Origin of the sequence: Streptomyces sp. NPDC086077 (assembly GCF_040686175.1) — a bacterium.
Lineage (GTDB): Bacteria > Actinomycetota > Actinomycetes > Streptomycetales > Streptomycetaceae > Streptomyces.
The window spans coordinates 1-26,015 of the sequence record NZ_JBFBJT010000101.1 but is presented as its reverse complement, the minus strand read 5'-3'; the positions used below and the strand labels follow the sequence as shown (position 1 = coordinate 26,015).

The following is a 26,015-nucleotide window of genomic DNA, read 5'->3' as shown; positions in this document are numbered from 1 at the left end:
TGCTCGGGGGCCTGAAGGACTCCGGTGCGCAAAACGCGTTGACGGGGCACCGTGGCGCCCGATTAGAGTGAGGGCGCAACCGGCGGTGGCCCCGGCCCGTCTACCCGGAACGCGCGGACTCAGTGACCGCCCTGCTCCTCGGCACGCTTGTAGGACCGCTCGATCTCCGCCTCGGCCTCGGTCCGGCCCACCCAGTTGGCGCCCTCGACGGACTTGCCGGGCTCCAGGTCCTTGTACACCTCGAAGAAGTGCTGGATCTCCAGGCGGTCGAACTCGGACACGTGGTGGATGTCGCGCAGGTGCTCCACGCGCGGGTCGTGGGCAGGCACGCAGAGCAGCTTGTCGTCACCGCCGGCCTCGTCGGTCATCCGGAACATGCCGATCGCACGGCACTGGATGAGGCAGCCGGGGAACGTCGGCTCGTCCAGGATGACCAGCGCGTCCAGCGGGTCCCCGTCCTCGCCGAGCGTGTTCTCGACGAAGCCGTAGTCAGCCGGGTAGCTGGTCGACGTGAACAGGCGGCGGTCCAGGCGGATCCGACCGGTCTCGTGGTCCACCTCGTACTTGTTCCGCGAACCCTTCGGAATCTCGATCGTGACGTCGAACTCCACCGGTGGCTCCTCCATGATCAGCACATAGTTCTGGTGGTTAAGTGTCCCTCACGCAGCTATGTGATCGCGAAAGGGGCTGGTGGTCGTGCCCGAGTTGAGGCCTTGGCGGGCCGCGAGACCGCATGTGGCGCGGATCGCGAACGCCGTCCGTCCCCGTCTCGCCCGGGCCCGCGCGGCCACCGCACCCCGGGGCACCCGGTGGGCTTCGGCCGCGAAACCGCAGGTCGGGAGGGTGATGGGGGCGAGCCCGTGGCCGTACACCGCGGTCGCCGCCACCGCGGGCCTCGCGCTGGCCGCCGGTGTGGTGACGGCCGCGGGGCCCTGGGACTCCTCAGGCCAGCGTACGGCGGAGCGGGACCGGGCCGCCGCCCACCGGGACGCCGGTGGCACAGATCACCGCGGTGGCTCCGGCATGGCGGGCGCGCCGAAGCCCGCCCCCAGCGCGGCGTCGGTCCTGACCGGCCTCGGCAGCGCCACGAACGTCGTCAGGTCGCCGAACGGCCGGGCCCTCGCCGGTGTCCTCGACCCCCTGCTGGCCGACCCCGCGCTCGGCGACCGCCGTACCGCCGTGGTGGTCGACCTGGCCACCGGCAAGCGGCTCTACGGCAGCGGCCCCGACGAGGCACTCACGCCCGCCTCCACCACGAAGATCGCCACCGCGGTCGCCGCGCTGTCCGCCCTGGGCCCGGACCACCGCCTGACCACCCGCACCGTCTACGAGCCCGACACCAGGGAACTCGTCCTGGTCGGCGGCGGCGATCCCACCCTGTCGGCCCGCAGGAACAGCGCCGGCCAGGCCAGCCTGCGCACCCTGGCCGCCGGGACCGCGGCGGCCCTGAAGGAACGCAAGGTGCGCCAGGTGACGCTGTCGTACGACACGACCCTGTACGCCGGGCCCGAACTTCACCCCATCGGGGTCAACGACAACCTCGCCGCCGTCACGGCCCTGATGGCCGACGAGGCCCGCGTCGACGCCTCGACCAGCGGGCCGCCGGTGAAGCGGATCCCCGGCCCGGCGGCGGACGCCACCCGCAAGTTCGCGCAGTTCCTGAACGAGCACGGCATCCGGACGACGTCGCCGGGCCCCTCCAAGGCCACCAAGCGGGCCCAGCCGCTCGCCAAGGTCCAGTCACCGCCGCTGTCCGCCCTGGTCGAGCGGATGATGACCGAAAGCGACAACGACATCGCCGAGGCCCTCGCCCGCCACACCGCCGTCGCGACCGGCCTGCGCGCCGACTTCGCCGGGGCCGGACGCGCGATCCGGGACCAGCTGAAGAAGCTGGGCCTGCCCTTGAAGGGCGCCCGCTTCAAGGACGGCAGCGGCCTCGACCGCGAGGGCAGGCTCACCGCGAACCTGCTGTCCCGTCTGCTGCTGAAGGCCGCCGACCCGGCCCGCCCCGAACTGCGCCCCGCCCTCACCGGCCTCCCGGTGGCCGGCTTCACGGGCACCCTGACCAGCCGGTACGCCGACGGCGCGGCCGGCATCGTGCGCGCCAAGACCGGCAGCCTCAACGGCGTGAACACCCTCGCCGGGACGGCCGTCACCCGGGACGGCCATGTCCTCGGCTTTGCCTTCCTGACGTCGGGCGGGTACGAGGTGACGGCGGCCCGAACGGCCCTGGACCGGGCCGCGACGGCCCTGACGACGACCCGCTGAGCCGGTGCGCGCGGCCGGGGCACCGGCCGCCACCGGCCGCCACGCCCTGCCCGAAGTGGTGCCGCTCACGTACCGTTGACGCATGACGAGCATCGGTGCTTCTTCCGGGATGGTCGACTGGAACCTCGCGGTGGCGACCGCGACCCGGCTCGTGCGGCCGGGCCCAGAGGTGAGCCGCGACGAGGCCCGGGCCGTCGTCGCGGAGCTCCGCCGGCACGCGAAGGCCTCGGAGGGGCACGTCCGGGGCTTCACCCGGATGGGCACCGAGGAGATCCACGACACCCCCGTCCTCGTGGTCGACCGCCCCGGCTGGGTCCGGGCCAACGTCGCGGGGTTCCGGGAACTCCTCAAGCCCCTGCTCGGCAAGATGCAGGAGCGGCGCGGCAACACGGCCGGCGGCGCGGTCCTCGGTGCCGTCGGCGGCAAGGTCACCGGCGTGGAGCTGGGGATGCTGCTGTCGTTCCTGTCCTCCCGCGTCCTCGGCCAGTACGAGACCTTCGCCCCCGCCACCCGCGACCTCCCGGCCGGCGCGAACGGCGGCGGCAGGCTGCTGCTCGTCGCCCCGAACATCGTCCACGTCGAGCGCGAACTCGACGTGGAACCGCACGACTTCCGCCTCTGGGTGTGCCTCCACGAGGAGACCCACCGCACCCAGTTCTCCGCCGTGCCGTGGCTGCGCGACCACCTCGAGGGTGAAATCCAGTCGTTCCTGGCGGAGACCGACGTCGATCCCATGACCGTCCTCGAACGCGTCCGCGAAGCCGCCCAGACACTCGCCGGAGGCCGCCCGGAGGGCGAGGAGGACGACGGCGGCCGCTCGCTGGTCGAGCTGGTGCAGACCCCCGCCCAGCGCGAGATCCTCGGCCGGCTCACCGCCGTGATGTCCCTCCTGGAGGGCCACGCCGACTTCGTGATGGACGGCGTCGGTCCCGACGTCGTACGGACCGTCGGGGAGATCCGCGAGAAGTTCCAGCAGCGCCGCGCCAAGGGCGCCTCCCGCCTGGACCTCGCCCTGCGCAAACTGCTCGGCCTGGACGCCAAGCTCAAGCAGTACCGGGACGGCGAGCGGTTCGTACGAGCCGTGGTCGACGATGTCGGCATGGACGGCTTCAACCGGGTCTGGACCTCCCCGAACACCCTCCCCACCAAGGCGGAGATCGCCAAACCGGCGGACTGGATCGCGCGGGTGCAGCGCAGGAGCGAGACCTGAACCTGGGGTGAGACGTCGTGAACCGGATCCGGCCGACGGCAGGCGAACGCCCCTTCAATCACCCGTCCGAGGGACCGTGAGCCATGGGTAGGCGTGCAATGCTCGGGGAACGGCCCGGTTCTGTCACCATCTACACACTCTGAGTGACCGAGCTCGGGTTCACCCCCCGAAAACTTCATGAAGGGAACCGGACAATGGGTCCCCATCCTGCGGTCGCGGCGATACGCCTGGCGGTCCGCCGCGTCCTCCACGACATCCTCACCGAGTACACCTCCACCCCTCACCCCGCCGATCACCACGAGCGTCCCTCCTCGCCGCTCGTGCTCGTGGCGTGCTCCGGCGGCGCCGACTCCATGGCGCTGGCCTCCGCGCTGGCCTTCGAGGCCCCCAAACTCGGCATGCGCGCGGGCGGCGTCACCGTCGACCACGGCCTGCAGCCCGGTTCCGAGCTGCGCGCCGAGGAGGTCGTGCTGCGGCTGCGCGAACTCGGCCTGGACCCGGTCGAGGCCACCGCCGTGCGCGTCGGCCGCGACGGCGGCCCCGAAGCCGCCGCCCGCGACGCCCGGTACGCCGCCCTCGACGCCGCCGCGGTACGCCACCGTGCCGCCGCCGTCCTGCTCGGCCACACCCGCGACGACCAGGCCGAAACCGTCCTGCTCGGCCTCGCCCGTGGCTCCGGCATCCGCTCCCTGTCCGGAATGGCCGCGGTCTCGGGGGCCGACGGCCGTTACCGGCGGCCCTTCCTCCAGCTCGACCGGCAGACCGCGCGCAAGGCCTGCATGGTCCAGTCCCTGCCCGTCTGGGACGACCCGCACAACGCTGATCCGGCGTACACCAGATCGCGGCTGCGGCACGAGGGACTGCCCGCGCTGGAGAAGGCCCTCGGCAAGGGCGTCGTCGAGGCGCTCGCCAGGACGGCCCAGCTCTCCCGCGACGACGCCGACGCCCTCGACACCTGGGCCAGCCAGGCCGAGGGCTCCGTCCGCGACGCCGCCGGCGGTCTGGAGTGCGCCAAGCTGTACGCCCTGCCGCCCGCGGTACGCCGCCGGATCCTGCGCCGGGCCGCCATCGAGGCCGGCGCGCCGGCCGGTTCGCTGTTCGCCCGTCACATCGAGGAAGTCGACCGCCTGATCACCGGCTGGCGCGGCCAGGGAGCCATCAACCTCCCGGGCAAAGTCGTCGCCCGGCGGCAGGGTGGCAGACTGGTGATTCGGCAAGGCTGAATCCGGGACACTCCCACCGGACCGTGCACACGGTCCCACGAATGCCGCTCACGCGGCAGGGACGTCCGGAGACGGCCGGTGGGACGACCGAAAGTGATGCGGGTGGACGCGAAAGACATGGGTGCCGACCTTCAGCAGGTGCTCATCACCAAGGAAGAGATCGACGCGAAGCTGGCTGAGCTGGCCGCGAAGATCGACGCGGAATACGCGGGCAAGGACCTGCTGATCGTCGGAGTGCTCAAGGGCGCGGTCATGGTCATGGCCGACCTGGCAAGGGCGCTGTCCACCCCCGTCACCATGGACTGGATGGCCGTGTCGTCGTACGGCGCGGGCACCCAGTCCTCCGGTGTGGTGCGGATCCTCAAGGACCTCGACACCGACATCAAGGGCAAGCACGTCCTGATCGTCGAGGACATCATCGACTCCGGCCTGACCCTGTCATGGCTGCTGTCGAACCTCGGCTCGCGCGAGCCCGCAACCCTCAAGGTGTGCACCCTGCTGCGCAAGCCCGACGCCGCGAAGGTCGCCATCGACGTGGAGTGGGTCGGCTTCGACATCCCCAACGAGTTCGTGGTGGGCTACGGCCTCGACTACGCCGAGAAGTACCGCAACCTCCCGTTCGTCGGTACGCTCGCGCCCCACGTCTACGGCGGCTGAGCCAGACGGCCCAAGCCTTGTAGGACGATCGGGAACCCCGGCGGCGCTCGCGCCGTTGGAGCATGCAGACGGGTTCGCCAGCCGTCCCGTGCGGCTTCGGGCGACAATGCTGGGGTACCGTCAGAAGAACTGTCTTATCAAACTCACTATGGCAGGAGGGACGGGGCGACACCGCTCCGTATGGATGGACGTGAAGCGATACTTCCGTGGGCCGGTCATGTGGATCGTGCTGGCCGTCCTTGCCGTGGTCGTGTTGATGCAGGTCGTCGGCTCGTCCGGGGGCTACAAGACGGTGGACACCGGCCAGGTCGTCCAGGCGATCAATGACAACAAGGTCGAAGCAGCCAAGCTGACCACCGGCGACGAGCAGACCATCAAGGTCACGCTCAAGGACGGCCAAAAGATCGAGGACAGCTCCAAGATCCAGGCGAGCTACATCGGCGACCAGGGCGCCAACCTCGCCAACACGCTGCAGGACAAGTACCAGAACAAGCAGATCCCCGACGGATACACGGTCTCGCCGACCAAGCAGAACGCGTTCGTCAGCATCCTGCTGTCCCTGCTGCCCTTCGTCCTCATCGTCGTCGTCTTCCTGTTCCTGATGAATCAGATGCAGGGCGGCGGCTCCCGAGTGATGAACTTCGGCAAGTCGAAGGCCAAGCTCATCACCAAGGACACCCCCAAGACGACGTTCACCGACGTCGCGGGTGCCGACGAGGCGGTCGAGGAACTCCAGGAGATCAAGGAGTTCCTGCAGGAGCCGGCCAAGTTCCAGGCCGTCGGCGCCAAGATCCCCAAGGGCGTGCTGCTGTACGGCCCGCCCGGCACCGGCAAGACGCTCCTCGCGCGCGCCGTCGCCGGCGAGGCGGGCGTGCCCTTCTACTCGATCTCCGGTTCCGACTTCGTCGAGATGTTCGTCGGTGTCGGTGCCTCCCGAGTCCGTGACCTGTTCGAGCAGGCCAAGGCGAACGCCCCGGCGATCGTCTTCGTCGACGAGATCGACGCGGTCGGCCGCCACCGCGGCGCCGGCCTGGGCGGCGGTCACGACGAGCGCGAGCAGACGCTGAACCAGCTGCTCGTCGAGATGGACGGCTTCGACGTCAAGGGCGGCGTGATCCTCATCGCCGCGACGAACCGGCCCGACATCCTCGACCCGGCGCTGCTGCGCCCCGGCCGCTTCGACCGGCAGATCGCCGTCGACCGCCCGGACATGCAGGGCCGTCTGGAGATCCTCAAGGTCCACCAGAAGGGCAAGCCGGTCGCGCCCGACGTCGACCTGTCGGCCGTCGCCCGTCGTACGCCCGGCATGACCGGCGCCGACCTGGCGAACGTGCTGAACGAGGCCGCCCTGCTGACGGCCCGCAGTGACCAGAAGCTCGTCGACAACAAGATGCTCGACGAGGCCATCGACCGCGTCGTGGCGGGCCCGCAGAAGCGGACCCGGATCATGTCGGACAAGGAAAAGAAGATCACCGCGTACCACGAGGGCGGGCACGCCCTGGTCGCGGCGGCCTCACCGAACTCCGACCCGGTCCACAAGATCACGATCCTGTCCCGCGGCCGCGCCCTCGGCTACACGATGGTGCTGCCGGACGAGGACAGGTACTCGACCACGCGCAACGAGATGCTCGACCAGCTCGCCTACATGCTGGGCGGCCGCGCGGCCGAGGAACTGGTCTTCCACGACCCGACCACCGGTGCCGCCAATGACATCGAGAAGGCCACCAACCTGGCCCGCGCGATGGTCACGCAGTACGGCATGACGGAGCGTCTGGGCGCGATCAAGTTCGGTGGCGACAACAGCGAGCCGTTCCTCGGCCGTGAGATGTCTCACCAGCGCGACTACTCCGAGGAGGTCGCGGCGCTCGTCGACGAAGAGGTCAAGAAGCTCATCGAGACCGCGCACAACGAGGCGTGGGAGATGCTCGTCGAGAATCGCGATGTCCTCGACAACCTGGTCCTGGCGCTCCTGGAGAAGGAGACCCTGGGCAAGGAGGAGATCGCGGAGATCTTCGCGCCGATCGTCAAGCGGCCGCCGCGTCCCGCGTGGACCGGCTCCTCCCGCCGTACGCCGTCCACCCGTCCGCCGGTGCTCTCCCCGAAGGAGCTCGCACTGACGAACGGAGCCAACGGCGCGACGGCGGCGATCACCGCGAAGAGCGCGGTGGCGGAGCCCGCCCCCGCGGCTGAGCCGGCCGCCCCGGAGGATCGTCCCGAAGCCTGATCCCGGGCCGCCCCGGCGGCCCCGGCAAGGCCCGGAATGGATGCCGCGCCACCCAGGTTCTAGCCTGGGTGGCGCGGCATCGACGTATGCGCACAGTTGGGACGCGTCCAGGTACGCGTCAGGCACAGGAACGAGGCACCACATGACCGACCCCGTGACGCTGGACGGCGAGGGCACGATCGGCGAGTTCGACGAGAAGCGCGCCGAGAACGCCGTACGCGAACTCCTGATCGCGGTCGGCGAGGACCCGGACCGCGAGGGCCTCAGGGAGACACCGGCGCGGGTGGCGCGGGCGTATCGGGAGCTTTTGGCCGGACATGCCCAGCAGCCCGAGGACGTCCTGACGACCACCTTCGATCTCGGCCACGACGAGATGGTCCTGGTCAAGGACATCGAAATCGTGAGTCTCTGCGAGCACCACATGTTGCCGTTCCACGGTGTGGCCCACGTCGGGTACATCCCCGCGGAGACTGGCAAGATCACGGGCCTGTCGAAGCTCGCGCGGCTGGTTGAGGTGTTTGCCCGTCGTCTGCAGGTGCAGGAACGACTCACCACTCAGATCGCCGACTCGCTCATGCGAATCCTCGAGGCCCGAGGAGTGATCGTGGTCATCGAGGCCGAGCACATGTGCATGTCGGTGCGCGGTATTCGCAAGCCGGGCGCCAAGACCACGACGTCGGCCGTGCGTGGCCAGCTTCGCGACTCCACGACCCGGGCCGAGGCCATGAGCCTGATACTGGCGCGCTGATCCGATTCTCGGTCACCTGGCCCGTCAGCCCTGGCGAACAAGAATTCTTCAAACGGACGGGGCCGTGCCTGGGCCGTTGTGGTCGTCGTCCTCCGGGAGTTTGCAGATCTTCTCCAGGAAGATCGCGGCCGCGATGACGGCGATGCCCGCGACCACCGAGCAGCCAGCGTAGATGGCCTGGTCGCGGCGGGCCGGGATGTCCAGGGACTCCAGCAGGAAGACCCCCGCGCCGCCGTACATTCCGGCGACCAGGGCGGCCACCAGCGCGCTGGCCTGGCCGAAGACGACCGCGCGGGCCGCCATCAGCGGGTCGACCCCCTTGGCGCCGGGACGGCGCTCGCGCTGGGCCCTCAGCCGGGCGCGCAGCGAGAGCCCCGTGGCGAGCAGCACCGCGGCGATCAGGGCCAGGACGACGGGGGCGGCGAGGGGGACGCTCGGGAGCGTGCCGATCGAGTTCCAGAGGCGGGCGCCCGCCCAGGACAGGATGCCTGCGACGACGAAGACGCCGGCCAGCACCCTGATGCGCAGCTCTCTCACGGTGTCCCTTCGGTTCCCCGGATCCCCCGGACTGTGGTCGTCTCGACCTTAACGACTACTCGGGCAGCCGGAGTTCCAGGTCCGCGCGGGGGGCCACGCCTTCGTGGGTGACGGCGCCGAGCAGCTCGGCGACGGGGCCGCGGCCGGGCAGCTGGGCGTCGGGGTCCACGTCGTGCCACGGGGCGAGGACGAAGGCGCGTTCGTGGGCGCGCGGGTGGGGGAGCGTGAGCAGCGGGTCGTCGGAGACGACCTCGGCGTAGGACACGATGTCGACGTCGAGCGTGCGCGGGCCCCAGTGCTCGTCGCGGATCCGGTGGAAGGCCTCCTCGACCGCGTGCGCCCGCTCCAGGAGCGAGGACGGGGGCAGGGTGGTCTTCAGGACCACGACCGCGTTGAAGTACGCGGGCTGGCTGCCGGGCTGGACGCCCCACGGCTCGGTCTCGTAGACGGGGGAGACGGCCTTGACGCGCACGCCCGGGGTGTCCTCCAGGGCGTCGATGGCGCCCTGGAGGGTCTCCAGGCGGTTGCCGAGGTTGGAGCCGATGGAGATCACGGCCCGTTTGGGGTTGTGCAGGGTGGTGTCGGCGGCGTCGACCCTCTCGACGACGGAGGCGGGTACCGGCTGTACGGTTGGGTCGCTGTGACCCTCGGTGAACGAGGCAGTCATACTCGGCTCCGGATGATGGTGACGGTCACGTCGTCGAAGGGGACCGTGATCGGTGCGTCCGGTTTGTGGACGTTGACCTCGACCTCCTGGACCCCCTCGTGCTTCAGACAGGCCTGGGCGATGCGCTCGGCGAGCGTCTCGATGAGGTTGACGGGCTCGCCCTCGACGACGGCCACGACCTCCTCGGCCACGACGCCGTAGTGCACGGTCTTCGCCAGGTCGTCGTCGGCGGCGGCCGGCCGGGTGTCCAGGCCGAGGACGAGGTCCACGATGAAGGTCTGGCCCTCCTCGCGCTCCCTGGGGAACACACCGTGGTGCCCGCGGGCCTTCAGGCCGCGCAGCGCGACACGATCCACGCGAATCACTCCTGCAATCGTCGGGTGCGACCGGTACGTACGTGTGCGGGCGGCACACCGGCCTCGAACGAATCTACCTGCGGACACCGACAGCCCCGGGACACGGGGCAGGGCCCCGGCGGGGGCCGGGAGGTTTCATCGTGTGTTTCCCCTGGGGAATCCGGCGGCTCACGGGCTGGTAGCCGCCCATACCCCGGGTTCGTGATTCCAACCACTTCTTGGTCCCTTCGGGCCCCGTCCGGTTCGGCCGGGTCGCTGGCGGGCGCCTGCCCGCTCAGGCGGTCGACTCGTCCTCCTCGTCCTCCCCGTTCTCGGTCAGTACGGGCGAGGCGTGGTGCGACCAGAGCTTCCAGCCGTCGGGTGTGCGCCGGAACACGTTGGTGGCGACCACCAGCTGGCCGACGAGGGGTCCGGGGCCGTCGCCGTCCTCGGGGGCGGGGCCACCGCTGAGGATGTTCTCCGTGCAGGTCACCAAGGCGGTGTCGCCGGTGACGGAGACGTGCACGTCGGTCAGGAAGAACTGGATGTACTCGGTGTTCGCCATGATCAGGGCGTACGAGCGGAGCACCTCGCCGCGGCCGGTGAGCACCGGCCAGCCGGGGTGCACGCAGGAGACCACGCCGCTGTCCGCCGGGTCGTGGTAGGTCTCGTCGACGCCCAGGTCGGAAGGGGTGAGCCAGAGCGTGGACAGTTCCTCGAAGTCGCCGCGCTCCAGCGTCTCGTAGAAGGCCGTGTTGGCGAGTTCGACCTCTTCGACGTCGGTGTGCGGGGCGGTCACCGGGCTCCTTCCACGGCGCGTGCGACGCGTACCGCGTCCGCGGTGGCGCGCACCTCGTGGACGCGTACGGCCCACGCGCCCGCGTGCGCCGCCAGCGCGGACACGGCGGCCGTCGCGGCGTCGCGTTCCCGTGCCGGAGGCGGGGCGCCCTCCGGGCCCGCCAGTACGCGGCCGAGGAACCGTTTGCGGGACGCGGCGACGAGCAGGGGGTGGCCGAGGGTGCGCAGGCGGTCGAGGTGGGCGAGCAGGGTGAGGTCGTGCTCGGCCCCCTTGGAGAAGCCGAGACCGGGATCGATCACGATCCGGTCGGGGGCGACGCCGCCCTCCAGGACGGCCTCCACGCGCGCGTGCAGTTCGTCGGTGACCTCGGTGACGACGTCGTCGTACACGCCCCTGACGTTGCCGCCCTCCAGGAAGCCGCGCCAGTGCATGACGACGAAGGGGGCGCCGGTCCGCGCCACGACGGGAATCATCGCGGGGTCGGCGAGGCCGCCGCTGACGTCGTTGACGAGCGCGGCGCCGACGGCGAGGGCCTGTTCGGCGACGGACGCGCGCATGGTGTCGACGGAGACGGTGACGCCTTCGGAGGCGAGGCCGCGGACGACGGGGACGACGCGGCGGAGCTCCTCGGCCTCGTCGACCCGGGTGGCGCCGGGGCGGGTGGACTCGCCGCCGACATCGACGAGGTCGGCGCCCTCGGTGACGAGGTCGAGGCCGTGCTTGACGGCGGCGGTGGTGTCGAACCAGCGGCCGCCGTCGGAGAAGGAGTCGGGGGTGACGTTCACGACCCCCATGACCGCGCAGCGGTCCCATTCCGGAAGGCCCGCGATCCGCCCGCGCCCGCTGTGATTGCTCATACGTTCAGCGTAGGCCCAGGTTGGGGCCGGGCTCCTCACCTGGGCTGGCCTGGTGGGGAGCCCGGCGGGTGGTGCGGACCGAGCGGCGGCCCCAGGACTGGAGAGGGCGGGGTCCCCGCTCGGGCCTGTCCGGGTCAGGCCCGGAGAGGGCGGGGTCCCCGCTCGGGCCTGTCCGGGTCAGGCCGGGCGTATGTCCCGTTCGGCGACGGCGTGCGCTCAGGGGCGCGCGACGGTGTCCGGGCGCCTCGGCCGGCGGGGCAGGGAACGGCCGAGGTGGAGGGAACCCTCGGCCTGCGGGGCGGCCGGGCCGATGCGCTGCAGCTTCCCGAAGGCGCGGTGGACGACGAGGCGGGACTCCCAGCGCGGCTGGAACTCCCCACCGAAGCGGTACAGGGACTCGGTCTGGAACCAGCGGGAGAGGAAGACCAGCAGCCCGCGCCAGGCGCGCGGCACCGGGCTGGCGCCGGTCTTCTCGCCGCGTGCCGGCGCCGTGCGGAACATCGCGAGGTTCAGCGACACGCGCGCGATGCCGAGCTTCGGCGCCGCCAGCAGCGCGGCCACGACGAGCAGTTGGCTCATGCCCGGGTCCGCCGAGCGGTCCCGGCGCACCAGGTCCAGCGAGACGCCGTCCGCCCCCCAGGGCACGAAGTGCAGGACCGCCTTCAGATCGCCGTACGGACCCGGCTCGGCGTCCGTCCTGTGGGCGGTGGCCACGAGGCAGTCGCCGTCGGCGGGGCCGCCGACGCGGCCGGGCGCCATGGAGAAGCCCCGTTCGCCGTCGGTGCCGCGCCAGTCCCCGGCGGCGCGGCGGATCCGGTCCCGCTCGGCCTCGCCGAGGTCACGGACGTGTCGTACCCGGGTTTCGTATCCGGCACGTTCGATGCGCCTGACCATCTGCCGCACGTTGCGCATCGCGCGACCGGCGAGGGAGAAGTCCGCGACCTCCACCACCGCCTCGTCACCCCGTTCGAGGGCGTCGAGTCCGGTCTCGCGGATCCACACCTCGCCGCCCGTCTCGGAACAGCCCATGACGGCGGGTGTCCACGCATGCGCGCGTGCCTCGTCCATGAACCGCTCGATGGCCCCGGGCCAGGCCTCCACGTCACCGATGGGGTCGCCGCCGGCGAGCATCACCCCGGAGACCACGCGGTACGTCACCGCCGCCTTGCCACTGGGGGAGAAGACGACGGCCCTGTCGCGGCGCAGCGCGAGGTGGCCGGGCGAGCCGGGCAGCACCTCGGCGAGCGCGTGCGTATGGCTGTGCCGCAAGCGCGGGAAGACCCCCGCGGCGATGTCCACGAGGCCGACGAGGGCGCAGGCCCCGCCGGCGAGAACGGGAACGGCCTCGGAGCGTGGCCCGCGCGGGCGGCGCCGCCACGGCATTTCCCCTTCTTCCCGGTGTTCCCCGACTTCCCTGCCAGACATCGCATCCCGTAGTTCTGCGCGAGAGTTGGAATCCGGGTGCCGATTCGGGCATCCGGCGACATTGCGCCCTCTAGGACGGCGGGACGGAGAGGGAGGTTCACTCCGCTTCGCGAAGCCGTTGCAAAGGCCACGGGGTCGCTGTGGTCCGGGCTCACGGGGTGGTGCCGTGCCCCGCCGCGGGGCGGCGGGCTCCGGGAGACGGGGTGGCACCGATTCAAGGCCGTGTGGTGGCTGTGTTTTTACCGCCGGGGGCACCATGATTCGCCTACGCGCGGTAAGTTTCTGGCCATGCCACGTGGACGTCACCGCCATTCACCGCCTCTGCACAGGCTGCTGCCGCCGTCGGCGATCGCAGGCGTCTCCCTCGTCTGCGCTCTCGGGCCCTGGGTGTTCACGGAACAGACGCTGCTCCGTGGGCTGGCTGCCGCCGCCGCGGTGACGGCTGCCGCCGGCGCGGTCGTCATGCGCCGTTGGGACATCCAGGCCGGCAAACAGGTGGCCGACCTCACCCGCGCGCGGGCGAGCGACGAGTGGCGGCACGAGGAGCGCGTCGCCGAACTGGAGAGCGACCTGGAGGAGTCGCGCGAGCTGCGCGGCAAGCTCGAACAGCGCCTCCGGGCCAAGCGCACCGAACTGGCCGGCCTGCGCAACGAGCACGCGGCGCTGCTGCGCCGGTACGCCAACGCCGAGACCGAGCGGGCGAGCGCCCTGGAGGGCCGCCGCCAGCTGGAGATCGAGGCCGCGGTTCCCACGCGTGCGCTGCCGCCCGGGGCGGTGGCGCAGGACGCCGCCGAGGTCGGGACCGAGGGTGCCGCCGGGGCTTCCGACGAGGTTTCGCCCGAGGCCTCCGAGGCTTCCAACGAGGCCTCCACTGACGCCTCCGCTGAGGCCGACGGCACCGCCGACTCCACGGAGGACATCGCCGACGGCACCACCGCAGAGACGGCCGTCGAGGAGAAGCCCGAGGGTGCGAAGCTGTTCTCCCCGGAGGGCTCCCGGCTGTTCCTGCGGGCGCAGGCCGCGCTGGTCCGCTTCGACGCCGACCGGAAGGCGGAGCCCGAACAGGACCCGGCCGACGGGACGGAGGCGTCCGTCAAGGAGCCCGTGCCGGCCGACGCGGAGCGCGGTGCCGGGGCGGAGGCCGCGCAGGAGGACGAGGCGCGGGGGAAGACCGAGGCGGCCGACGCGCACGAGCACGCGGCCGCCACCACTCCCCGGGGCCCCCTGCAGCAGCCCTCCGGCCACTACACCGTGCCCACCGCGGTGGCCGTGGTGCCCGCTTCCACGCCGGTGCGCCGGCCCAGGGTCGAGGGCGGGTTCGACTTCTTCGGTACGAAGGGCGAGGCGTCCGCCGCGCTGGAGGCCGTGCAGAACGAGGATCTCGCCGACGTGGTCGGCCAGGAGGCGCTCGATCTGCACAAGGCCGAGGCGGAGGGGGAGTTCAAGCCCGCCACCGCGGAGTCGCGCGGCGTCGGCCAGGTGATCGACCTGACGGCGCACGACGAGACCGAGCAGATCGACATGCAGGGGCTGCGCAGCGCGGCTTCCTGAGCCCGCTCAGCCGAAGCCCCGTTCGAACGGCGGCGTTTCGGACAGCTCCACCGGAACGCCGTGCCGGGCGCGCCGGCCCCGAGCACGGCGTTCTCATGCCATCCACCGGTCCGGCCGCGCGTCCTTGCGCCCCGTCCGTGACCGCTCCGCCTGGGCGCGCAGCAGCTCCGCGGCCTCCTCGGCGTCCCGCAGCCGGGCCGTCACGATCTTGTTGGCGCCGGTGTCCACGTGGACGTCCGCGAGCCGCCAGAGCCGCATCCAGGGGCCTTGCTCCTGACGGACGCTCTGCGCCTTGGCGTGCGGTACGAGCGCGAGGGTGCGCCGGAGCAGTCCGTGCCGGGCCACGAACACCGTGTCCGTGACGGTGTAGCCGTAGCCGCGCCACCACAGCGGCACGCACCGGCCCGCGTGCCGGGGCGGGCGGGACAGGGACGAGGCGGGCGGTACGGTCACGCCGGGCAGCACGCGCGTGACGAGGGACTCCGCGATCTCGCGCGGGGCGACCGGCAGCAGCAGGGAGTTGGACGAGCCGGCCACGTCCAGCTCCACCCGCACCCAGCCGCGCCGCCGCCACAGCAACGGCTCCACGATCCGCACGGTCTGCACCCGTCCTGGCGGCACCGTCTCGTGCGCGCGGTCGAGGAGCCCGCGGTCGATCCGGATGCCGTCCGGCGACTCGGCCACCGTCCAGTCGTACTCGGCGACGAACCTGCCCACGCTGCTCGCGCCCGCCGCGCCGATCAGCGGCACCGCGGTGGCGACCACCGTCCACAGGTTGTGGGTGACGAACCACAGCACGGTCGGTACGACGACCGCGCCGGCCAGCGTGGCCCAGGTGGCGCCGGTCAGCAGCAGCGAGACGGCCAGCACGCCACCCGGCACGTTCAGCAGCCGCTGCTCCGGCGCCTCGCCCACCTCGTGGGCGGTCTCGGGGGCGAAACCGGCGGCACGCGCGAGGAGTTCGGCCCGCAGCGCGCGTGCGTCCGCCTCGCCCAGATAGGCGAGCTCGTCCTTCTTGTCGGCGCCTATGACGTCGAGTCTGAGTTTGGCGACGCCCGCCACGCGCGCGAGGAGCGGTCTGGTGACGTCGACGGCCTGGATGCGCTCCAGGCGGATGTGCGCGGTGCGCCGGAACAGCAGGCCGGTGCGGATACGCAGTTCCGTACCGGTCACCGCGAAGTGCGTGAACCACCAGCTGAGGAAGCCGTACAGCGCGGCGGCCGGTACGACGACGGCGACGGCTATCAGGATCGTGGTCGTCGTCAGCCGGCTCAGCTGGCGGTGCGCCCCGTCCGGGTCGTGCAGCGCCCACCCGATGAGCACGGCGACCGGCGCCCACGCCCGCCGGAACGGCGTCACCGGGTGCAGCCGCCGCTCGGTCACGGTCACTTCGTCGCGCACCTCGCCGTCGGTGCCCGGCTCGTCGGTGCCCGCGGTGCCCGGCGTCGTCACAGCCCCGCCGATCGTGCCTGGCCCAGTTCGGTGAGCCGGTCACGCAGCCGTTCCGCCTCGTCCGGGTCGAGGCCGGGGATGGTCGCGTCGGTCGCGGCGGCGGCCGTGTGGAGCTGGACACTGGCCAGCCCGAAGTGCCGCTCGACAGGACCGGAGGTCACCTCGACCAGCTGCATCCGCCCGTACGGCACCACCGTCACGGTGTGCCACAGCACGCCCCGGCTGATCAGCATGTCGTCGGCGCGCTCGGCGTACCGCCAGGAGCGCCAGTTGCGCCCGGTCAGCCACCAGCCCCACACCATGAGTGCCAGCGGCAGCAGGGCGAAGGCGGCCCACGCGGGACCTGCCAGCAATCCCGGCAGCAGGCCCGTGGCCAGCGTCACCAGTCCCATCCACACCACGAGCAACAGCCGTCGCATGCGTAGCAGACCGGGCGGCAGCGCCGTCCAGGCCGGTTCGCCCTCCGCCGTCACCACCCGCCCAGGAGCCGCCGTCCCGCCGTCCGCGCAGGCGGCCGTCCCGCCGTCCGCGGAGGGCATTGTCCCGCCGTCCGCGGGGCGCATCGACCCGCCGCCCTCCGGACCTGCCGCCGCGCCGCCCTCAGGGCTCCCCGTCTCCATACGGCCAGCCTACGTAGGACAGACTGTGTCCATGACTCCTACGACGGAGACCACGGTCGGAATCGGCGGCGCCGCGGAGAGCACCGACATGGTGCTCAACATCGGTCCGCAGCATCCGTCCACGCACGGCGTGCTGCGCCTGCGGCTGCTCCTCGACGGTGAGCGCATCACGAGCGCGGAGCCGGTGGTCGGCTACATGCACCGGGGTGCGGAGAAGCTGTTCGAGGCGCGGGACTACCGTCAGATCATCATGCTGGCCAACCGTCACGACTGGCTGTCGGCCTTCTCCAACGAGCTGGGCGTCGTCCTCGCCGTGGAGCGCATGCTCGGCATGGAGGTGCCCGCGCGCGCGGTGTGGACGCGCACGCTGCTGGCGGAGCTCAACCGGGTGCTCAACCACCTGATGTTCCTCGGTTCGTACCCGCTGGAGCTGGGCGGTATCACGCCGGTCTTCTACGCCTTCCGGGAGCGCGAGGTCCTGCAGAACGTCATGGAGGAGGTCTCCGGCGGGCGGATGCACTACATGTTCAACCGCGTCGGCGGCCTCAAGGAGGATGTGCCGGCCGGCTGGACCGCACGCGCGCGTACCGCGGTCACGGGGGTGCGCTCGCGCATGGACCGCTTCGACGACCTGGTCCTCGGCAACGAGATCTTCCGCGGCCGCACGCGCGACGTCGGGAACCTCACGCCGGAGGCCGTCCACGCGTACGGCGTGAGCGGCCCGATCGCGCGCGGCTCGGGCGTCGACTTCGACCTGCGCCGTGACGAGCCCTATCTCGCCTACGGGGAGCTCCAGGACACCCTCAAGGTCGTGACGCGCTCCGAGGGCGACTGTCTGGCCCGGTTCGAGTGTCTGCTGGAGCAGACGCACAACGCGCTCGACCTCGCCGACGCCTGCCTCGACCGGATCGCCGAGCTGCCGCCGGGCCCGATCAACCAGCGGCTCCCCAAGGTGCTGAAGGCGCCCGAAGGGCACACCTACGCGTGGACCGAGAACCCGCTCGGGATCAACGGCTACTACCTGGTCAGCAAGGGCGACAAGACGCCGTACCGGCTCAAGCTGCGCTCGGCCTCCTTCAACAACATCCAGGCGCTGACCGAGCTGCTGCCGGGGACGCTGGTGGCGGACATGGTGGCGATCCTGGGGTCGATGTTCTTCGTCGTGGGGGACATCGACAAGTAGGCGGCCGGCGCGCTCCGGCTTGCAGCTCAGCCGGTGAACGGGTCATCGGTGAGCGGGTCCGGCCGGTGAGCGGGTTCAGTCGGTGAGCGGGTCCCGGATCCCGACCGGCTGCACCAGCCACCCGAAGTCGCCGAGCCCGCCCGGCGCCGTCAGCTCGGCGGCCTCGCCGGCGACCGTGAGGGCACGCAGATAGGCCGCGGGGTCGGTGCTGGCCAGCGTGATCGGAGGCCGTGCGCCTGCCACCCCCAAGGCGCGCAGGGCGTCGCGCTGGGTCAGTGTGCGTCCCCCGGGGAGCGTGCACGCGTCCAGCGCGACATGTGCCGTGATGTCGCACGACCCGTCCGGCACGGGCGTCGTCCCGCGTCCCTCGCGGAAGCCGGTGAGGGTGCCGAAGGGCGGGCGCGCGTCCACCGTGTGCGCGTAGTCCACGGCGACCGCCAGCCCCCGCCCGACGCGCGTGAGGACCGATGCCCACGCCGTGTCCCGCGGCAGCCCGATCTCCGCCCGCAGCCCTTCCTCGGCCGGCCCCGGCCACCAGCGCGCGAGCCACTCGGCTGCCGCCCCGGACACCGGCTCCCCGAGCCGCTCGGTGCCGTCCTCCCGTACGAGCACCAGCCGCCACACCCCCGAGGAGTCGGCCTCGGCGACCTCCACGGGCACGTTGTCCAGCCACTCGTTGGCGAACAGCAGCCCCGAGACGCCCTCGGGGCACTCGGAGCGCCACTCGATGCGGTGATCGAGACCGGCCGGGCGGCGGCCGGCGATCTCCACGGCGTACGCGCGCGTGCGGGCGGCCAGCTCGGCGGGCAGCGCGGCCAGCACCCCGGTGACCAGTTCGCCCCGGCCCGCCGCCATGTCGACGAAGTCGAGGCAGGCCGGGCGGCCCAGCGCCTCGTCGACCCGGCTCAGCAGCCGTGCCACCGCCCCGGCGAACAGCGGCGACGCGTGCACGGACGTACGGAAGTGCCCTGCCGGTCCCTCGGGCCTGCGGTAGAAGCCGTCGGGGCCGTACAGCGCCGCCTCCATGGCCGCGCGCCACCCCCGCCACTGCCGCCCCTCGAACCATCCGCCGTCCGCCGTGTCGCCCGTCGCACCCCTGTTCACAGGGCAAGGCTAGGCGCACAGGAGAGCGGAACCTCCACCTTGCGGAGTACACGTATCGCGTCCGGATCGGTCCTCCGGTTGACTCCCGCGGGCACCACGCTTCCCTACGCTGGGTTACGTGCAGCGCCTCTACGACTTCCTCCGCCGACACCCGACATGGGTCGACGGCTTCTGGGCCCTCGTCCTGTTCGGGATCTCGGTCGCGGGTGGGGCGACCACGGAGGAGAGCAGCCGGAGCGATCTACCGGCCTTCGTCGTGCCGATCACGCTGGTGCTGTGCCTGGTGCTGGCGCTGCGCCGGCGCATGCCGGAGAAGATGCTGGTGCTGGCGGCCGCCGTGGGGGTGGCGCAGCTGGCGCTGGACGTGGGGCGGCTGCCCGCGAACTTCGCGATGCTGGTGATCGTCTACACCGTGGCCGCGACCGGGGAGCGCTGGGCCTCCCGGTTCGCCCTGGCCGGTGGTCTGTGCGCGGCACCGCTGGCGCAGATCCGCTGGCCGGAGCCCCAGACCAGCGTCGCGGGCAACATCGCGCTGGCGATCTTCCTGACGGTGCCCTTCGCCCTGGCCTGGGTGCTCGGCGACTCGATCCGCACCCGCCGCGCCTACTTCGCGCAGCTCGAGGAGCGCGCCGCCCGGCTGGAGAAGGAGCGCGAGGCGCAGTCGAAGGTCGCGGTCGCCGCCGAACGCGCCCGGATCGCGCGCGAGCTGCACGACGTGGTCGCGCACAACGTGTCCGTCATGGTGGTGCAGGCCGACGGTGCCGCCTACGTTCTCGACGCCGCGCCCGACCAGGCGAAGAAGGCCCTGGAGACCATCTCCTCCACCGGCCGCCAGGCCCTCGCCGAGATGCGCCGCCTGCTCGGCGTGCTGCGCACCGGCGAGCACCAGGAGGGCGGGGAGTACGTCCCGCAGCCCGACGTGGAGCAGATCGAGGACCTGGTCGAGCAGTGCCGGGCCTCCGGACTGCCCGTCGACTTCAAGATCGAGGGCACGCCGCGCCCGCTGCCCAGTGGCGTCGAGCTGACCGCCTACCGCATCGTGCAGGAGGCGCTCACCAACACGCGCAAGCACGGCGGGCCGAACGCGGGCGCCAGCGTGCGCCTCGTCTACTTCGACGACGGCCTCGGCCTGCTCATCGAGGACGACGGCAAGGGCGCCCCGCACGAGCTGTACGAGGACGGCGGCCTCGACGGACAGGGCCACGGCCTGATCGGCATGCGCGAGCGCGTCGGCATGGTCGGCGGCACCCTGGACGCGGGCCCCCGCCCCGGCGGAGGATTCCGCATCAGTGCGCTGCTGCCGCTCAAACCGGCGCATTGACGCATCCGCACGCCGCCCGTTGACACCTGTCACGCCCCCGAACGACTTCGCACCCGACGACCTTCGAGATGGACACGGAAGAGGACCCCATGACGATCCGCGTGATGCTCGTCGACGACCAGGTGCTGCTGCGCACCGGGTTCCGGATGGTGCTCGCCGCGCAACCGGACATGGAGGTCGTGGCCGAGGCGGGCGACGGCGTCGAGGCCCTCCAGGTGCTGCGCGCGACCGAGGTCGACGTGGTGCTGATGGACGTGCGCATGCCCAAGCTGGACGGCGTGGAGGCCACCCGCCGGATCTGCGCGGACCCGAACCCGCCGAAGGTGCTCATTCTGACCACCTTCGACCTGGACGAGTACGCCTTCTCCGGGCTGAAGGCGGGCGCCTCCGGCTTCATGCTCAAGGACGTGCCGCCCGGCGAACTGCTCGCCGCCATCCGATCCGTGCACAGTGGCGACGCCGTGGTGGCCCCGTCGACCACCCGGCGCCTGCTGGACCGGTTCGCGCCGATGCTGCCCAGCGCCGGCAAGGAGCCCCGGCACAAGGAGCTGGAGCGGCTCACCGACCGGGAGCGCGAGGTGATGGTGCTGGTCGCCCAGGGGTTGTCCAACGGTGAGATCGCGGCCCGGCTGGTGCTGTCCGAGGCGACCGTCAAGACGCACGTGGGCCGCATCCTCACCAAGCTGGGGCTGCGGGACCGGGTGCAGGTGGTCGTCCTGGCGTACGAGACGGGGCTCGTACGGGCCGGCGGCCACGGCTGACCGGCCACGGCTGCCCGGGGCGCGCGGGCGTCGGTAGGGTCTGCGCATGCTCCTGTGGATCAACGGCCCCTTCGGGGGCGGCAAGACACAGACCGCACACGAGATACAGCGCCGGCTGCCCGGCAGCGTCCTCTGCGACCCGGAGCACGTGGGCTTCGGTCTGCGCCGCATGCTCCCGCCGGCACTGCGGGGCGACTTCCAGGACCTGGTCTCCTGGCGGCAGGGCGTCGTCGAGGTCCTCGACCTCGCCCTCACGCGGCACGACGGTGTCGTCGTCGCCCCGATGACGGTCACCGACGCGGGTCACTTCGGGGAGACCGTCGGACGCCTGCGTGAACTCGGTCACGACGTACGGCACTTCACACTCCTCGCCGAACGCGAGACCGTGCTGAAGCGGTTGCGGGAGCGAGGGCTCGGGCACCAGCTTCAGCATGTCGCCGGGAGGAACGCCGGACCTCGCGGCGAGAGTTGGGCGGTACGGCAGCTCGACCACTGCCTGGAACGGCTGCGGGAGCCGGAGTTCGCCGAGCATCTGTGGACCGACCACACGACCGTGCCGAAGACGGCGGACCGGATCGCCGTCCTCGCCGGGCTGACCCTGCGGCCCAACGACGAGGGGCCGCTGCGCACCCGGCTGCGGCAGGCGCGGGTGGGTATCCGGCACATCCGGTTCGACTGACGCGACCCGGCAAGGGGCCGGGCACGGCTGTACGGGGTCGCGAACGGCTACCGGAGGATCCCCTCCAGGAAGTCGCTGCCGAGCCGCGCCACCACTGTCACGTCCAGCTGGTGCAGGACGTACCGGCCGCGGCGGCGCGTGGTGATCAGGCCCGCCTTCTTCAGCACGCCCAGGTGCCGGGATATCTCCGGCGCGGTCACGCCGTGCGCCGTGGCCAGCTCGCCGGTGGTGAAGGCGCTGCGGGCCAGATGGCGGCAGATACGCATCCGCAGCGGGTGGGACAGGGCCGTCATCCGCAGGGTGAGCTGCTCGACCGACGGCGGCGAGGCCGGCTCCGGCGAGCCCACCGGGTAGTGCAGGACCGGCTGCCAGCCGTACCGGTGCAGCACCATCAGGTGGGGCCGGCCGAGGCTCGTCGGCACCAGCAGCAGACCGCCGCCGGCGGTCGTCGTACGCCCCTCGGACAGCTTGTCCACGATGATCCGGGCGCCGTCCTCGTCCAGCGTCACGGCAGAGGACACGGCGGCCAGCGCCTCGCCGAGGCCCTTGCGCCGCAGCAGATCCGTCTTGTGCCGCGCGTCCGCGGCGAGCGGGTGGCGCACCCTGGCCCAGACGTCGCCGAAGAACGCCTCGTCGCACTCCTCCAGGAACTGGCGCAGCCAGGCACGCACGCGTGGCGGGTCGTCGAGGAGACGCCTGGTGAACCGCACCTGCCGCGGACCGCGTGACTCCGCCAGCTCCAGCGCGCGGCGGCGCAGCGCCGGGTCGGACAGGACACCGGGGCCCGGCATGTCGTAGTCGGGCGCGCAGGTGAACTCCAGCGCCGAGTCCGCGAACTGCTCGTCCGACAGCTTGTCCAGCAGGTCGATGTCCTCGGCGAGCGTCGCCCCGGGCAGGGTGCCGCGGCCCGGGACGCCCGCGAACGGCATGAAGACGTCCGAGAACGTCGTCCGCCACAGGAAGTCGGCCTCGCACATCCGGTCGGCCAGATGCGGGTCGAGGCCGGCGGTCACGCCGGTCGCCCAGCCCTGGAGGCCGGGATGGTGCCCCGGCTCGGACAGCGCGTGCAGCGCCATGCCGAGCTCGGTGAGGGGTGAGGGCACGACGGCGACCCTCTCCGGCCGCAGCCCCGCGATGTCGATGCTCACACTCATGACGCCATGGTGCACCCGGGCACCGACAACGCCGCCCCCGATTGACGACCGGCGTCAATCCGCGCGACGTCGGCGTCCGGTGCGACGCAGCCTGGGCACACCCCGGGGCCGCCGCGGAGCCTTCCGGATCGCGAACCGTCCGGTGACCACGTCCCGAAGAGGACTTCCGCGCGGTGCTCGCCGGACGGCCGCCGCGGGGGCGGACACGGCACGCCCTGGGCCGGTGGCTCCACCCTGGGCGTGGGGTCACAGGCTGACCGCCGGGCGACCGCCGCCCACATGCTGACCCCTACGGCAGCCGGGCGACGAACTCGGCGACCGCCGCCCTCACCTCGTCCGCCGTCCATTCCAGGCCCGCGGCCCGAACGTCGACCTCCGTGACCGCGAGGCCCGGGCCGGGGCCGTCCCACGAGCGGCCGAAGAGCAGGGTCCCGGTCTCCTCCGCCTGCCGCACCGCCGCCTCGGCGGCGGCATCGGGGTCGTAGGGCACCCATACCTGGAACTCGTTGGTGTGGGGCTCATCGGGGTGGACGCGCGCCCAGGGCACGCCGGCCGCCGTGAACCCCTCCCGCAACGCGGCGGCCACCACGCGCGCGTGCCGCACGTAGTCGGGGAGCCGGGGCAGCTCACGCTCCAGCCCGGCGAGCGCCGACAGCACGGTCGGGAACTGCTGGAACACCTGACCGCCGTACCGGTGCCGCCAGGCCTTCGCCTCCTCCACCAGGGCCCCGGGGCCCGCGAGCGCCGCGCCACCGAAGCCGTCGAGGGACTTGTAGAACGACACGTACACGCTGTCCGCCAGGCCGGCGATCTCGTGCAGGGGGCGGCCGAAATGGACGGTGGTCTCCCACAGGCGCGCGCCGTCGAAGTGCACCACCGCGTCGCGCTCCCGCGCCTCCTTCACCACCTCGCTGAGCCCTTCCCAGGAAGGCAGGACGAAACCGGCGTCCCGCAGCGGCAGCTCCAGCATCAGTGCACCGAAGGGCTCCTCGAACTCCCGGATCTCTGCGGCGGTCGGCAGCCGTGGCTCTCTGTGCACATGAACGGGGCGGAGGCCGCTGACCTGTGCGAACGCATCGCGCTCGTGCACTGCGGGGTGGGCCAGCGGATGCAGTGCGACGGTCGGGTTCCCGGTGCGGCCGGCCCAGCAGCGCAGGGCCACCTGCTGGGCCATCGTGCCGGTCGGGAAGAACGCGGCGGCCTCCGTGCCGAGCAACCCGGCGACCTTCGCCTCCAAGGCCTCCACGATGCCGTTGCCGTACATGTCCGCCGATTCGTCCAGGTCGTACAGCTCCTCGACGGTCTCCAGCAGCGCCAAACGCTCCCGCAGAGTCCCGAGCACGCTCGAGCGCGCGAGCACCCGCCGTGCGCTCCGGTATGCCGTCCTGCGCCGCTCCAAGTGCCGTTTGCGCCGTTCCTCGACCGAATCATCCGGGGCTTGCTTCGCCGTCTCAGCCATGCCGCGATCATGCCGGGCCGGGTTCACGGTGAGTACCGGATTTCACAACCCACAGCCTGTGGACAACCGAACGCCGCTCGAACCAATCGCGTTAACATGACGAGAAATCGTCCGGTACCCGGAGCGGACTGGAACGGGAAGGCCGCCGTCGCGTGAGTACAAGCCAACAGCCAGACCCCAGGGACCGCCCCGCGCGGCTCACCGTCGGCGTCGTCGGCGCCGGCCGGGTGGGCCCCGCACTCGCCGCGTCCCTCCAGCTCGCCGGGCACCGCCCGGTGGCCGTCTCGGCGGTCTCCGACGCCTCCAGAAGGCGGGCCGCGCTGCTGCTGCCCGACGTACCGGTGGTCCCGCCCGCCGAGGTGCTGGAGCGTGCCGACCTGGTCCTGCTGACCGTCCCCGACGACACCCTGCCCGGCCTCGTGGACGGCCTCGCAGGCACCGGGGCGGTACGGCCGGGGCAGCTGCTCGTGCACACCTCCGGGCGGTACGGCGCGAACGTCCTGGAGCCCGCTCTGCGGGCCGGAGGGCTGCCGTTGGCCCTGCACCCCGCGATGACGTTCACGGGGACGCCGGTGGACGTCCAGCGCCTCGCAGGGTGCTCCTTCGGGGTCACCGCCCCCGAAGAACTGCGGCTGGCCGCCGAGGCGCTCGTCATCGAGATGGGCGGCGAGCCCGAGTGGATCGCCGAGGAGAACCGCCCGCTCTACCACGCGGCGCTCGCCCTGGGCGCCAACCACCTGGTCACGCTGGTCGCCCAGTCCATGGAGCTGCTGCGCGCCGCCGGCGTCGAGGCCCCCGACCGGATGCTCGGCCCGCTGCTCGGTGCCGCCCTGGACAACGCCCTGCGCTCCGGTGACGCGGCGCTGACCGGCCCCGTCGCGCGTGGGGACGCCGGCACGGTGGCCGCGCACGTCACGGAGCTGCGCCGGCACGCCCCGCAGGCCGTCGCCGGCTACCTGGCGATGGCGCGCGCCACCGCCGACCGCGCGCTCGCGCACGGGTTGCTGAAGCCGGAACTCGCACAGGACCTGCTCGGGGTACTCGCCGCGGACACGACCCTGCCCGAGAACGGGGAAGACCGATGAGCCGCCGGAGCTTCGAACTCGTCCCCACGCCGGACGACCTGGCGCGGGTGCGCGCACACCACGCCGTGCCCGGTCGCACCGCGGCGGTGATGACGATGGGCGCCCTGCACGACGGCCACGCCACCCTCGTGCGCACCGCGCGCGGGCACGTCGGTCCGGACGGCTTCGTCGTCGTCACGGTCTTCGTCAACCCGTTGCAGTTCGGCAAGGGCGAGGACCTCGACCGCTACCCGCGCACCCTGGAGGCCGACCTCAAGGTCGCCGAGGAGGCCGGCGCGGACGTCGTGTTCGCCCCCGCCGTGGACGAGGTCTACCCCGGCGGCGAACCCCAGGTCCGCATCAGCGCGGGCGCCATGGGGGAACGCCTCGAGGGCGCCTCCCGGCCCGGCCACTTCGACGGCATGCTCACGGTCGTCGGCAAGCTGCTCCACCTCACCCGCCCCGACGTGGCGTTCTTCGGGCAGAAGGACGCCCAGCAGCTCGCCCTGATCCGCCGGATGGCGCGCGATCTGAACTTCGGCGTCGAGATCGTCGGCGTACCGACCGTGCGCGAGGACGACGGCCTGGCCCTGTCCAGCCGCAACCGCTACCTCTCGCCCCAGGAGCGGCGCACGGCGCTCGCGCTGTCCCGCGCGCTGTTCGCGGGCCGCGACCGGCACGCGGCCCAGGAGGCGCTGCGCGCGCGGGCGCGTGAAG

General features: G+C 72.2%; 24 protein-coding genes and 1 pseudogene. 13 read left to right on the top strand and 12 right to left on the bottom strand.

Annotation, left to right across the window (positions count from 1 at the left end; genetic code table 11):
* Positions 1-119 precede the first annotated feature (119 nt).
* On the bottom strand, positions 120-611 hold the full coding sequence (locus AB0O67_RS25735) for an inorganic diphosphatase (protein ID WP_365454389.1): 492 nt from the start codon (positions 609-611) through the stop codon (positions 120-122).
* A gap of 235 nt (positions 612-846) precedes the next feature.
* Between AB0O67_RS25735 and dacB the strand changes: the two genes are divergently transcribed.
* The 6 genes from dacB (at position 847) to folE (ending at position 8,330) form a co-directional block, all read left to right on the top strand.
* Entirely contained in the window at positions 847-2,268 is a 1,422-nt protein-coding gene (gene dacB, locus AB0O67_RS25730; protein WP_365454374.1) for a D-alanyl-D-alanine carboxypeptidase/D-alanyl-D-alanine-endopeptidase, read from the top strand.
* An 82-nt stretch (positions 2,269-2,350) separates the two neighbouring features.
* On the top strand, positions 2,351-3,478 hold the full coding sequence (locus tag AB0O67_RS25725; RefSeq protein ID WP_365454371.1) for a zinc-dependent metalloprotease: 1,128 nt from the start codon (positions 2,351-2,353) through the stop codon (positions 3,476-3,478).
* A gap of 194 nt (positions 3,479-3,672) precedes the next feature.
* The gene (gene tilS / locus AB0O67_RS25720; protein ID WP_365454368.1) at positions 3,673-4,701 is read left to right on the top strand and encodes a tRNA lysidine(34) synthetase TilS; all 1,029 of its coding nucleotides are present in this window, start codon (positions 3,673-3,675) and stop codon (positions 4,699-4,701) included.
* Positions 4,702-4,797: 96 nt separating this feature from the next.
* Positions 4,798-5,358 carry a hypoxanthine phosphoribosyltransferase gene (gene hpt, locus AB0O67_RS25715; RefSeq protein ID WP_365454386.1) on the top strand — a complete coding sequence of 187 codons (561 nt, stop codon included), beginning with the start codon at positions 4,798-4,800 and terminating at the stop codon, positions 5,356-5,358.
* Positions 5,359-5,542: 184 nt separating this feature from the next.
* Positions 5,543-7,582, top strand: a complete 2,040-nt coding sequence (ftsH, locus tag AB0O67_RS25710) for an ATP-dependent zinc metalloprotease FtsH (RefSeq protein WP_365454365.1) — start codon at positions 5,543-5,545, stop codon at positions 7,580-7,582.
* A 142-nt stretch (positions 7,583-7,724) separates the two neighbouring features.
* On the top strand, positions 7,725-8,330 hold the full coding sequence (gene folE, locus AB0O67_RS25705; RefSeq protein ID WP_365454362.1) for a GTP cyclohydrolase I FolE: 606 nt from the start codon (positions 7,725-7,727) through the stop codon (positions 8,328-8,330).
* A 48-nt stretch (positions 8,331-8,378) separates the two neighbouring features.
* On the opposite strand, the gene AB0O67_RS25700 is transcribed toward folE, so the two are convergent.
* The 6 genes and pseudogenes from AB0O67_RS25700 to AB0O67_RS25675 form a co-directional block, all read right to left on the bottom strand.
* Positions 8,379-8,867, bottom strand: coding sequence for a DUF3180 domain-containing protein (locus AB0O67_RS25700; RefSeq protein WP_365454359.1), 489 nt, complete (start codon positions 8,865-8,867; stop codon positions 8,379-8,381).
* 55 nt (positions 8,868-8,922) lie between these two features.
* Positions 8,923-9,534 (bottom strand): 2-amino-4-hydroxy-6-hydroxymethyldihydropteridine diphosphokinase, encoded by a 612-nt coding sequence (gene folK, locus AB0O67_RS25695; RefSeq protein ID WP_365454356.1) that lies wholly within the window; start codon positions 9,532-9,534, stop codon positions 8,923-8,925.
* On the bottom strand, positions 9,531-9,890 hold the full coding sequence (folB, locus tag AB0O67_RS25690) for a dihydroneopterin aldolase (protein ID WP_365454353.1): 360 nt from the start codon (positions 9,888-9,890) through the stop codon (positions 9,531-9,533). The genes folK and folB overlap by 4 nt, the downstream gene beginning before the upstream one ends.
* A gap of 274 nt (positions 9,891-10,164) precedes the next feature.
* Positions 10,165-10,668 carry a nuclear transport factor 2 family protein gene (locus AB0O67_RS25685; RefSeq protein WP_365454350.1) on the bottom strand — a complete coding sequence of 168 codons (504 nt, stop codon included), beginning with the start codon at positions 10,666-10,668 and terminating at the stop codon, positions 10,165-10,167.
* A complete protein-coding gene (gene folP / locus AB0O67_RS25680; RefSeq protein ID WP_365454347.1) occupies positions 10,665-11,525 on the bottom strand; it encodes a dihydropteroate synthase in 861 nt (286 codons plus the stop codon). Before folP ends, AB0O67_RS25685 begins: the two co-directional genes overlap by 4 nt.
* Before the next feature lie 216 nt (positions 11,526-11,741).
* Positions 11,742-12,743, bottom strand: a pseudogene (locus AB0O67_RS25675) (phosphatidylglycerol lysyltransferase domain-containing protein); the annotation flags it as partial.
* 495 nt (positions 12,744-13,238) lie between these two features.
* Between AB0O67_RS25675 and AB0O67_RS25670 the strand changes: the two are divergent.
* Positions 13,239-14,501 (top strand): hypothetical protein, encoded by a 1,263-nt coding sequence (locus tag AB0O67_RS25670; protein ID WP_365454344.1) that lies wholly within the window; start codon positions 13,239-13,241, stop codon positions 14,499-14,501.
* 93 nt (positions 14,502-14,594) lie between these two features.
* Here the strand turns inward: AB0O67_RS25670 and AB0O67_RS25665 are convergent, their stop codons facing one another.
* On the bottom strand, positions 14,595-15,902 hold the full coding sequence (locus AB0O67_RS25665) for a PH domain-containing protein (protein ID WP_365454383.1): 1,308 nt from the start codon (positions 15,900-15,902) through the stop codon (positions 14,595-14,597).
* 47 nt (positions 15,903-15,949) lie between these two features.
* Positions 15,950-16,573 carry a PH domain-containing protein gene (locus tag AB0O67_RS25660; protein ID WP_365454341.1) on the bottom strand — a complete coding sequence of 208 codons (624 nt, stop codon included), beginning with the start codon at positions 16,571-16,573 and terminating at the stop codon, positions 15,950-15,952.
* Between the two features lie 31 nt (positions 16,574-16,604).
* Here AB0O67_RS25660 and AB0O67_RS25655 point away from each other — a divergent pair, with 31 nt between their 5' ends.
* On the top strand, positions 16,605-17,756 hold the full coding sequence (locus tag AB0O67_RS25655; RefSeq protein WP_365454338.1) for an NADH-quinone oxidoreductase subunit D: 1,152 nt from the start codon (positions 16,605-16,607) through the stop codon (positions 17,754-17,756).
* Between the two features lie 75 nt (positions 17,757-17,831).
* Here the strand turns inward: AB0O67_RS25655 and AB0O67_RS25650 are convergent, their stop codons facing one another.
* Positions 17,832-18,782 (bottom strand): SAM-dependent methyltransferase, encoded by a 951-nt coding sequence (locus AB0O67_RS25650; protein ID WP_365454380.1) that lies wholly within the window; start codon positions 18,780-18,782, stop codon positions 17,832-17,834.
* Positions 18,783-18,978: 196 nt separating this feature from the next.
* Here AB0O67_RS25650 and AB0O67_RS25645 point away from each other — a divergent pair, with 196 nt between their 5' ends.
* The 3 genes from AB0O67_RS25645 (at position 18,979) to AB0O67_RS25635 (ending at position 21,621) form a co-directional block, all read left to right on the top strand.
* Complete coding sequence (locus AB0O67_RS25645) at positions 18,979-20,181, top strand: sensor histidine kinase (protein ID WP_365454335.1); 1,203 nt, start codon at positions 18,979-18,981, stop codon at positions 20,179-20,181.
* A gap of 89 nt (positions 20,182-20,270) precedes the next feature.
* Positions 20,271-20,942 carry a response regulator transcription factor gene (locus AB0O67_RS25640; RefSeq protein ID WP_365454377.1) on the top strand — a complete coding sequence of 224 codons (672 nt, stop codon included), beginning with the start codon at positions 20,271-20,273 and terminating at the stop codon, positions 20,940-20,942.
* A 46-nt stretch (positions 20,943-20,988) separates the two neighbouring features.
* Positions 20,989-21,621 (top strand): AAA family ATPase, encoded by a 633-nt coding sequence (locus AB0O67_RS25635; protein WP_365454332.1) that lies wholly within the window; start codon positions 20,989-20,991, stop codon positions 21,619-21,621.
* 47 nt (positions 21,622-21,668) lie between these two features.
* Here AB0O67_RS25635 and AB0O67_RS25630 read toward each other — a convergent pair whose 3' ends face one another.
* Together AB0O67_RS25630 and AB0O67_RS25625 are read right to left on the bottom strand one after the other, a co-directional pair.
* Complete coding sequence (locus tag AB0O67_RS25630; protein ID WP_365454329.1) at positions 21,669-22,775, bottom strand: DUF5937 family protein; 1,107 nt, start codon at positions 22,773-22,775, stop codon at positions 21,669-21,671.
* A gap of 289 nt (positions 22,776-23,064) precedes the next feature.
* Positions 23,065-24,234: a beta-eliminating lyase-related protein gene (locus AB0O67_RS25625; RefSeq protein ID WP_365454326.1), complete on the bottom strand. Its 1,170-nt coding sequence runs from the start codon at positions 24,232-24,234 to the stop codon at positions 23,065-23,067.
* Positions 24,235-24,386: 152 nt separating this feature from the next.
* Here AB0O67_RS25625 and AB0O67_RS25620 point away from each other — a divergent pair, with 152 nt between their 5' ends.
* Together AB0O67_RS25620 and panC are read left to right on the top strand one after the other, a co-directional pair.
* Positions 24,387-25,319 (top strand): DUF2520 domain-containing protein, encoded by a 933-nt coding sequence (locus tag AB0O67_RS25620; RefSeq protein ID WP_365454323.1) that lies wholly within the window; start codon positions 24,387-24,389, stop codon positions 25,317-25,319.
* Positions 25,316-26,015, top strand: a 700-nt coding sequence (gene panC, locus AB0O67_RS25615; RefSeq protein WP_365454320.1) for a pantoate--beta-alanine ligase, incomplete at its 3' end; no start/stop codon positions are given. The genes AB0O67_RS25620 and panC, both read left to right, overlap by 4 nt.

Excerpts from the sequence above, each read along its gene's own strand:
- dacB (WP_365454374.1), top strand. The coding sequence starts at position 847 with ATGGGGGCGAGCCCGTGGCCGTACACCGCGGTCGCCGCCACCGCGGGC.
- AB0O67_RS25725 (WP_365454371.1), top strand. The coding sequence starts at position 2,351 with ATGACGAGCATCGGTGCTTCTTCCGGGATGGTCGACTGGAACCTCGCG.
- tilS (WP_365454368.1), top strand. The coding sequence starts at position 3,673 with ATGGGTCCCCATCCTGCGGTCGCGGCGATACGCCTGGCGGTCCGCCGC.
- hpt (WP_365454386.1), top strand. The coding sequence starts at position 4,798 with ATGCGGGTGGACGCGAAAGACATGGGTGCCGACCTTCAGCAGGTGCTC.
- ftsH (WP_365454365.1), top strand. The coding sequence starts at position 5,543 with ATGGACGTGAAGCGATACTTCCGTGGGCCGGTCATGTGGATCGTGCTG.
- folE (WP_365454362.1), top strand. The coding sequence starts at position 7,725 with ATGACCGACCCCGTGACGCTGGACGGCGAGGGCACGATCGGCGAGTTC.
- folK (WP_365454356.1), bottom strand. The coding sequence starts at position 9,534 with ATGACTGCCTCGTTCACCGAGGGTCACAGCGACCCAACCGTACAGCCG.
- folP (WP_365454347.1), bottom strand. The coding sequence starts at position 11,525 with ATGAGCAATCACAGCGGGCGCGGGCGGATCGCGGGCCTTCCGGAATGG.
- AB0O67_RS25670 (WP_365454344.1), top strand. The coding sequence starts at position 13,239 with ATGCCACGTGGACGTCACCGCCATTCACCGCCTCTGCACAGGCTGCTG.
- AB0O67_RS25660 (WP_365454341.1), bottom strand. The coding sequence starts at position 16,573 with ATGGAGACGGGGAGCCCTGAGGGCGGCGCGGCGGCAGGTCCGGAGGGC.
- AB0O67_RS25655 (WP_365454338.1), top strand. The coding sequence starts at position 16,605 with ATGACTCCTACGACGGAGACCACGGTCGGAATCGGCGGCGCCGCGGAG.
- AB0O67_RS25650 (WP_365454380.1), bottom strand. The coding sequence starts at position 18,782 with ATGGAGGCGGCGCTGTACGGCCCCGACGGCTTCTACCGCAGGCCCGAG.
- AB0O67_RS25640 (WP_365454377.1), top strand. The coding sequence starts at position 20,271 with ATGACGATCCGCGTGATGCTCGTCGACGACCAGGTGCTGCTGCGCACC.
- AB0O67_RS25635 (WP_365454332.1), top strand. The coding sequence starts at position 20,989 with ATGCTCCTGTGGATCAACGGCCCCTTCGGGGGCGGCAAGACACAGACC.
- AB0O67_RS25630 (WP_365454329.1), bottom strand. The coding sequence starts at position 22,775 with ATGAGTGTGAGCATCGACATCGCGGGGCTGCGGCCGGAGAGGGTCGCC.
- AB0O67_RS25625 (WP_365454326.1), bottom strand. The coding sequence starts at position 24,234 with ATGGCTGAGACGGCGAAGCAAGCCCCGGATGATTCGGTCGAGGAACGG.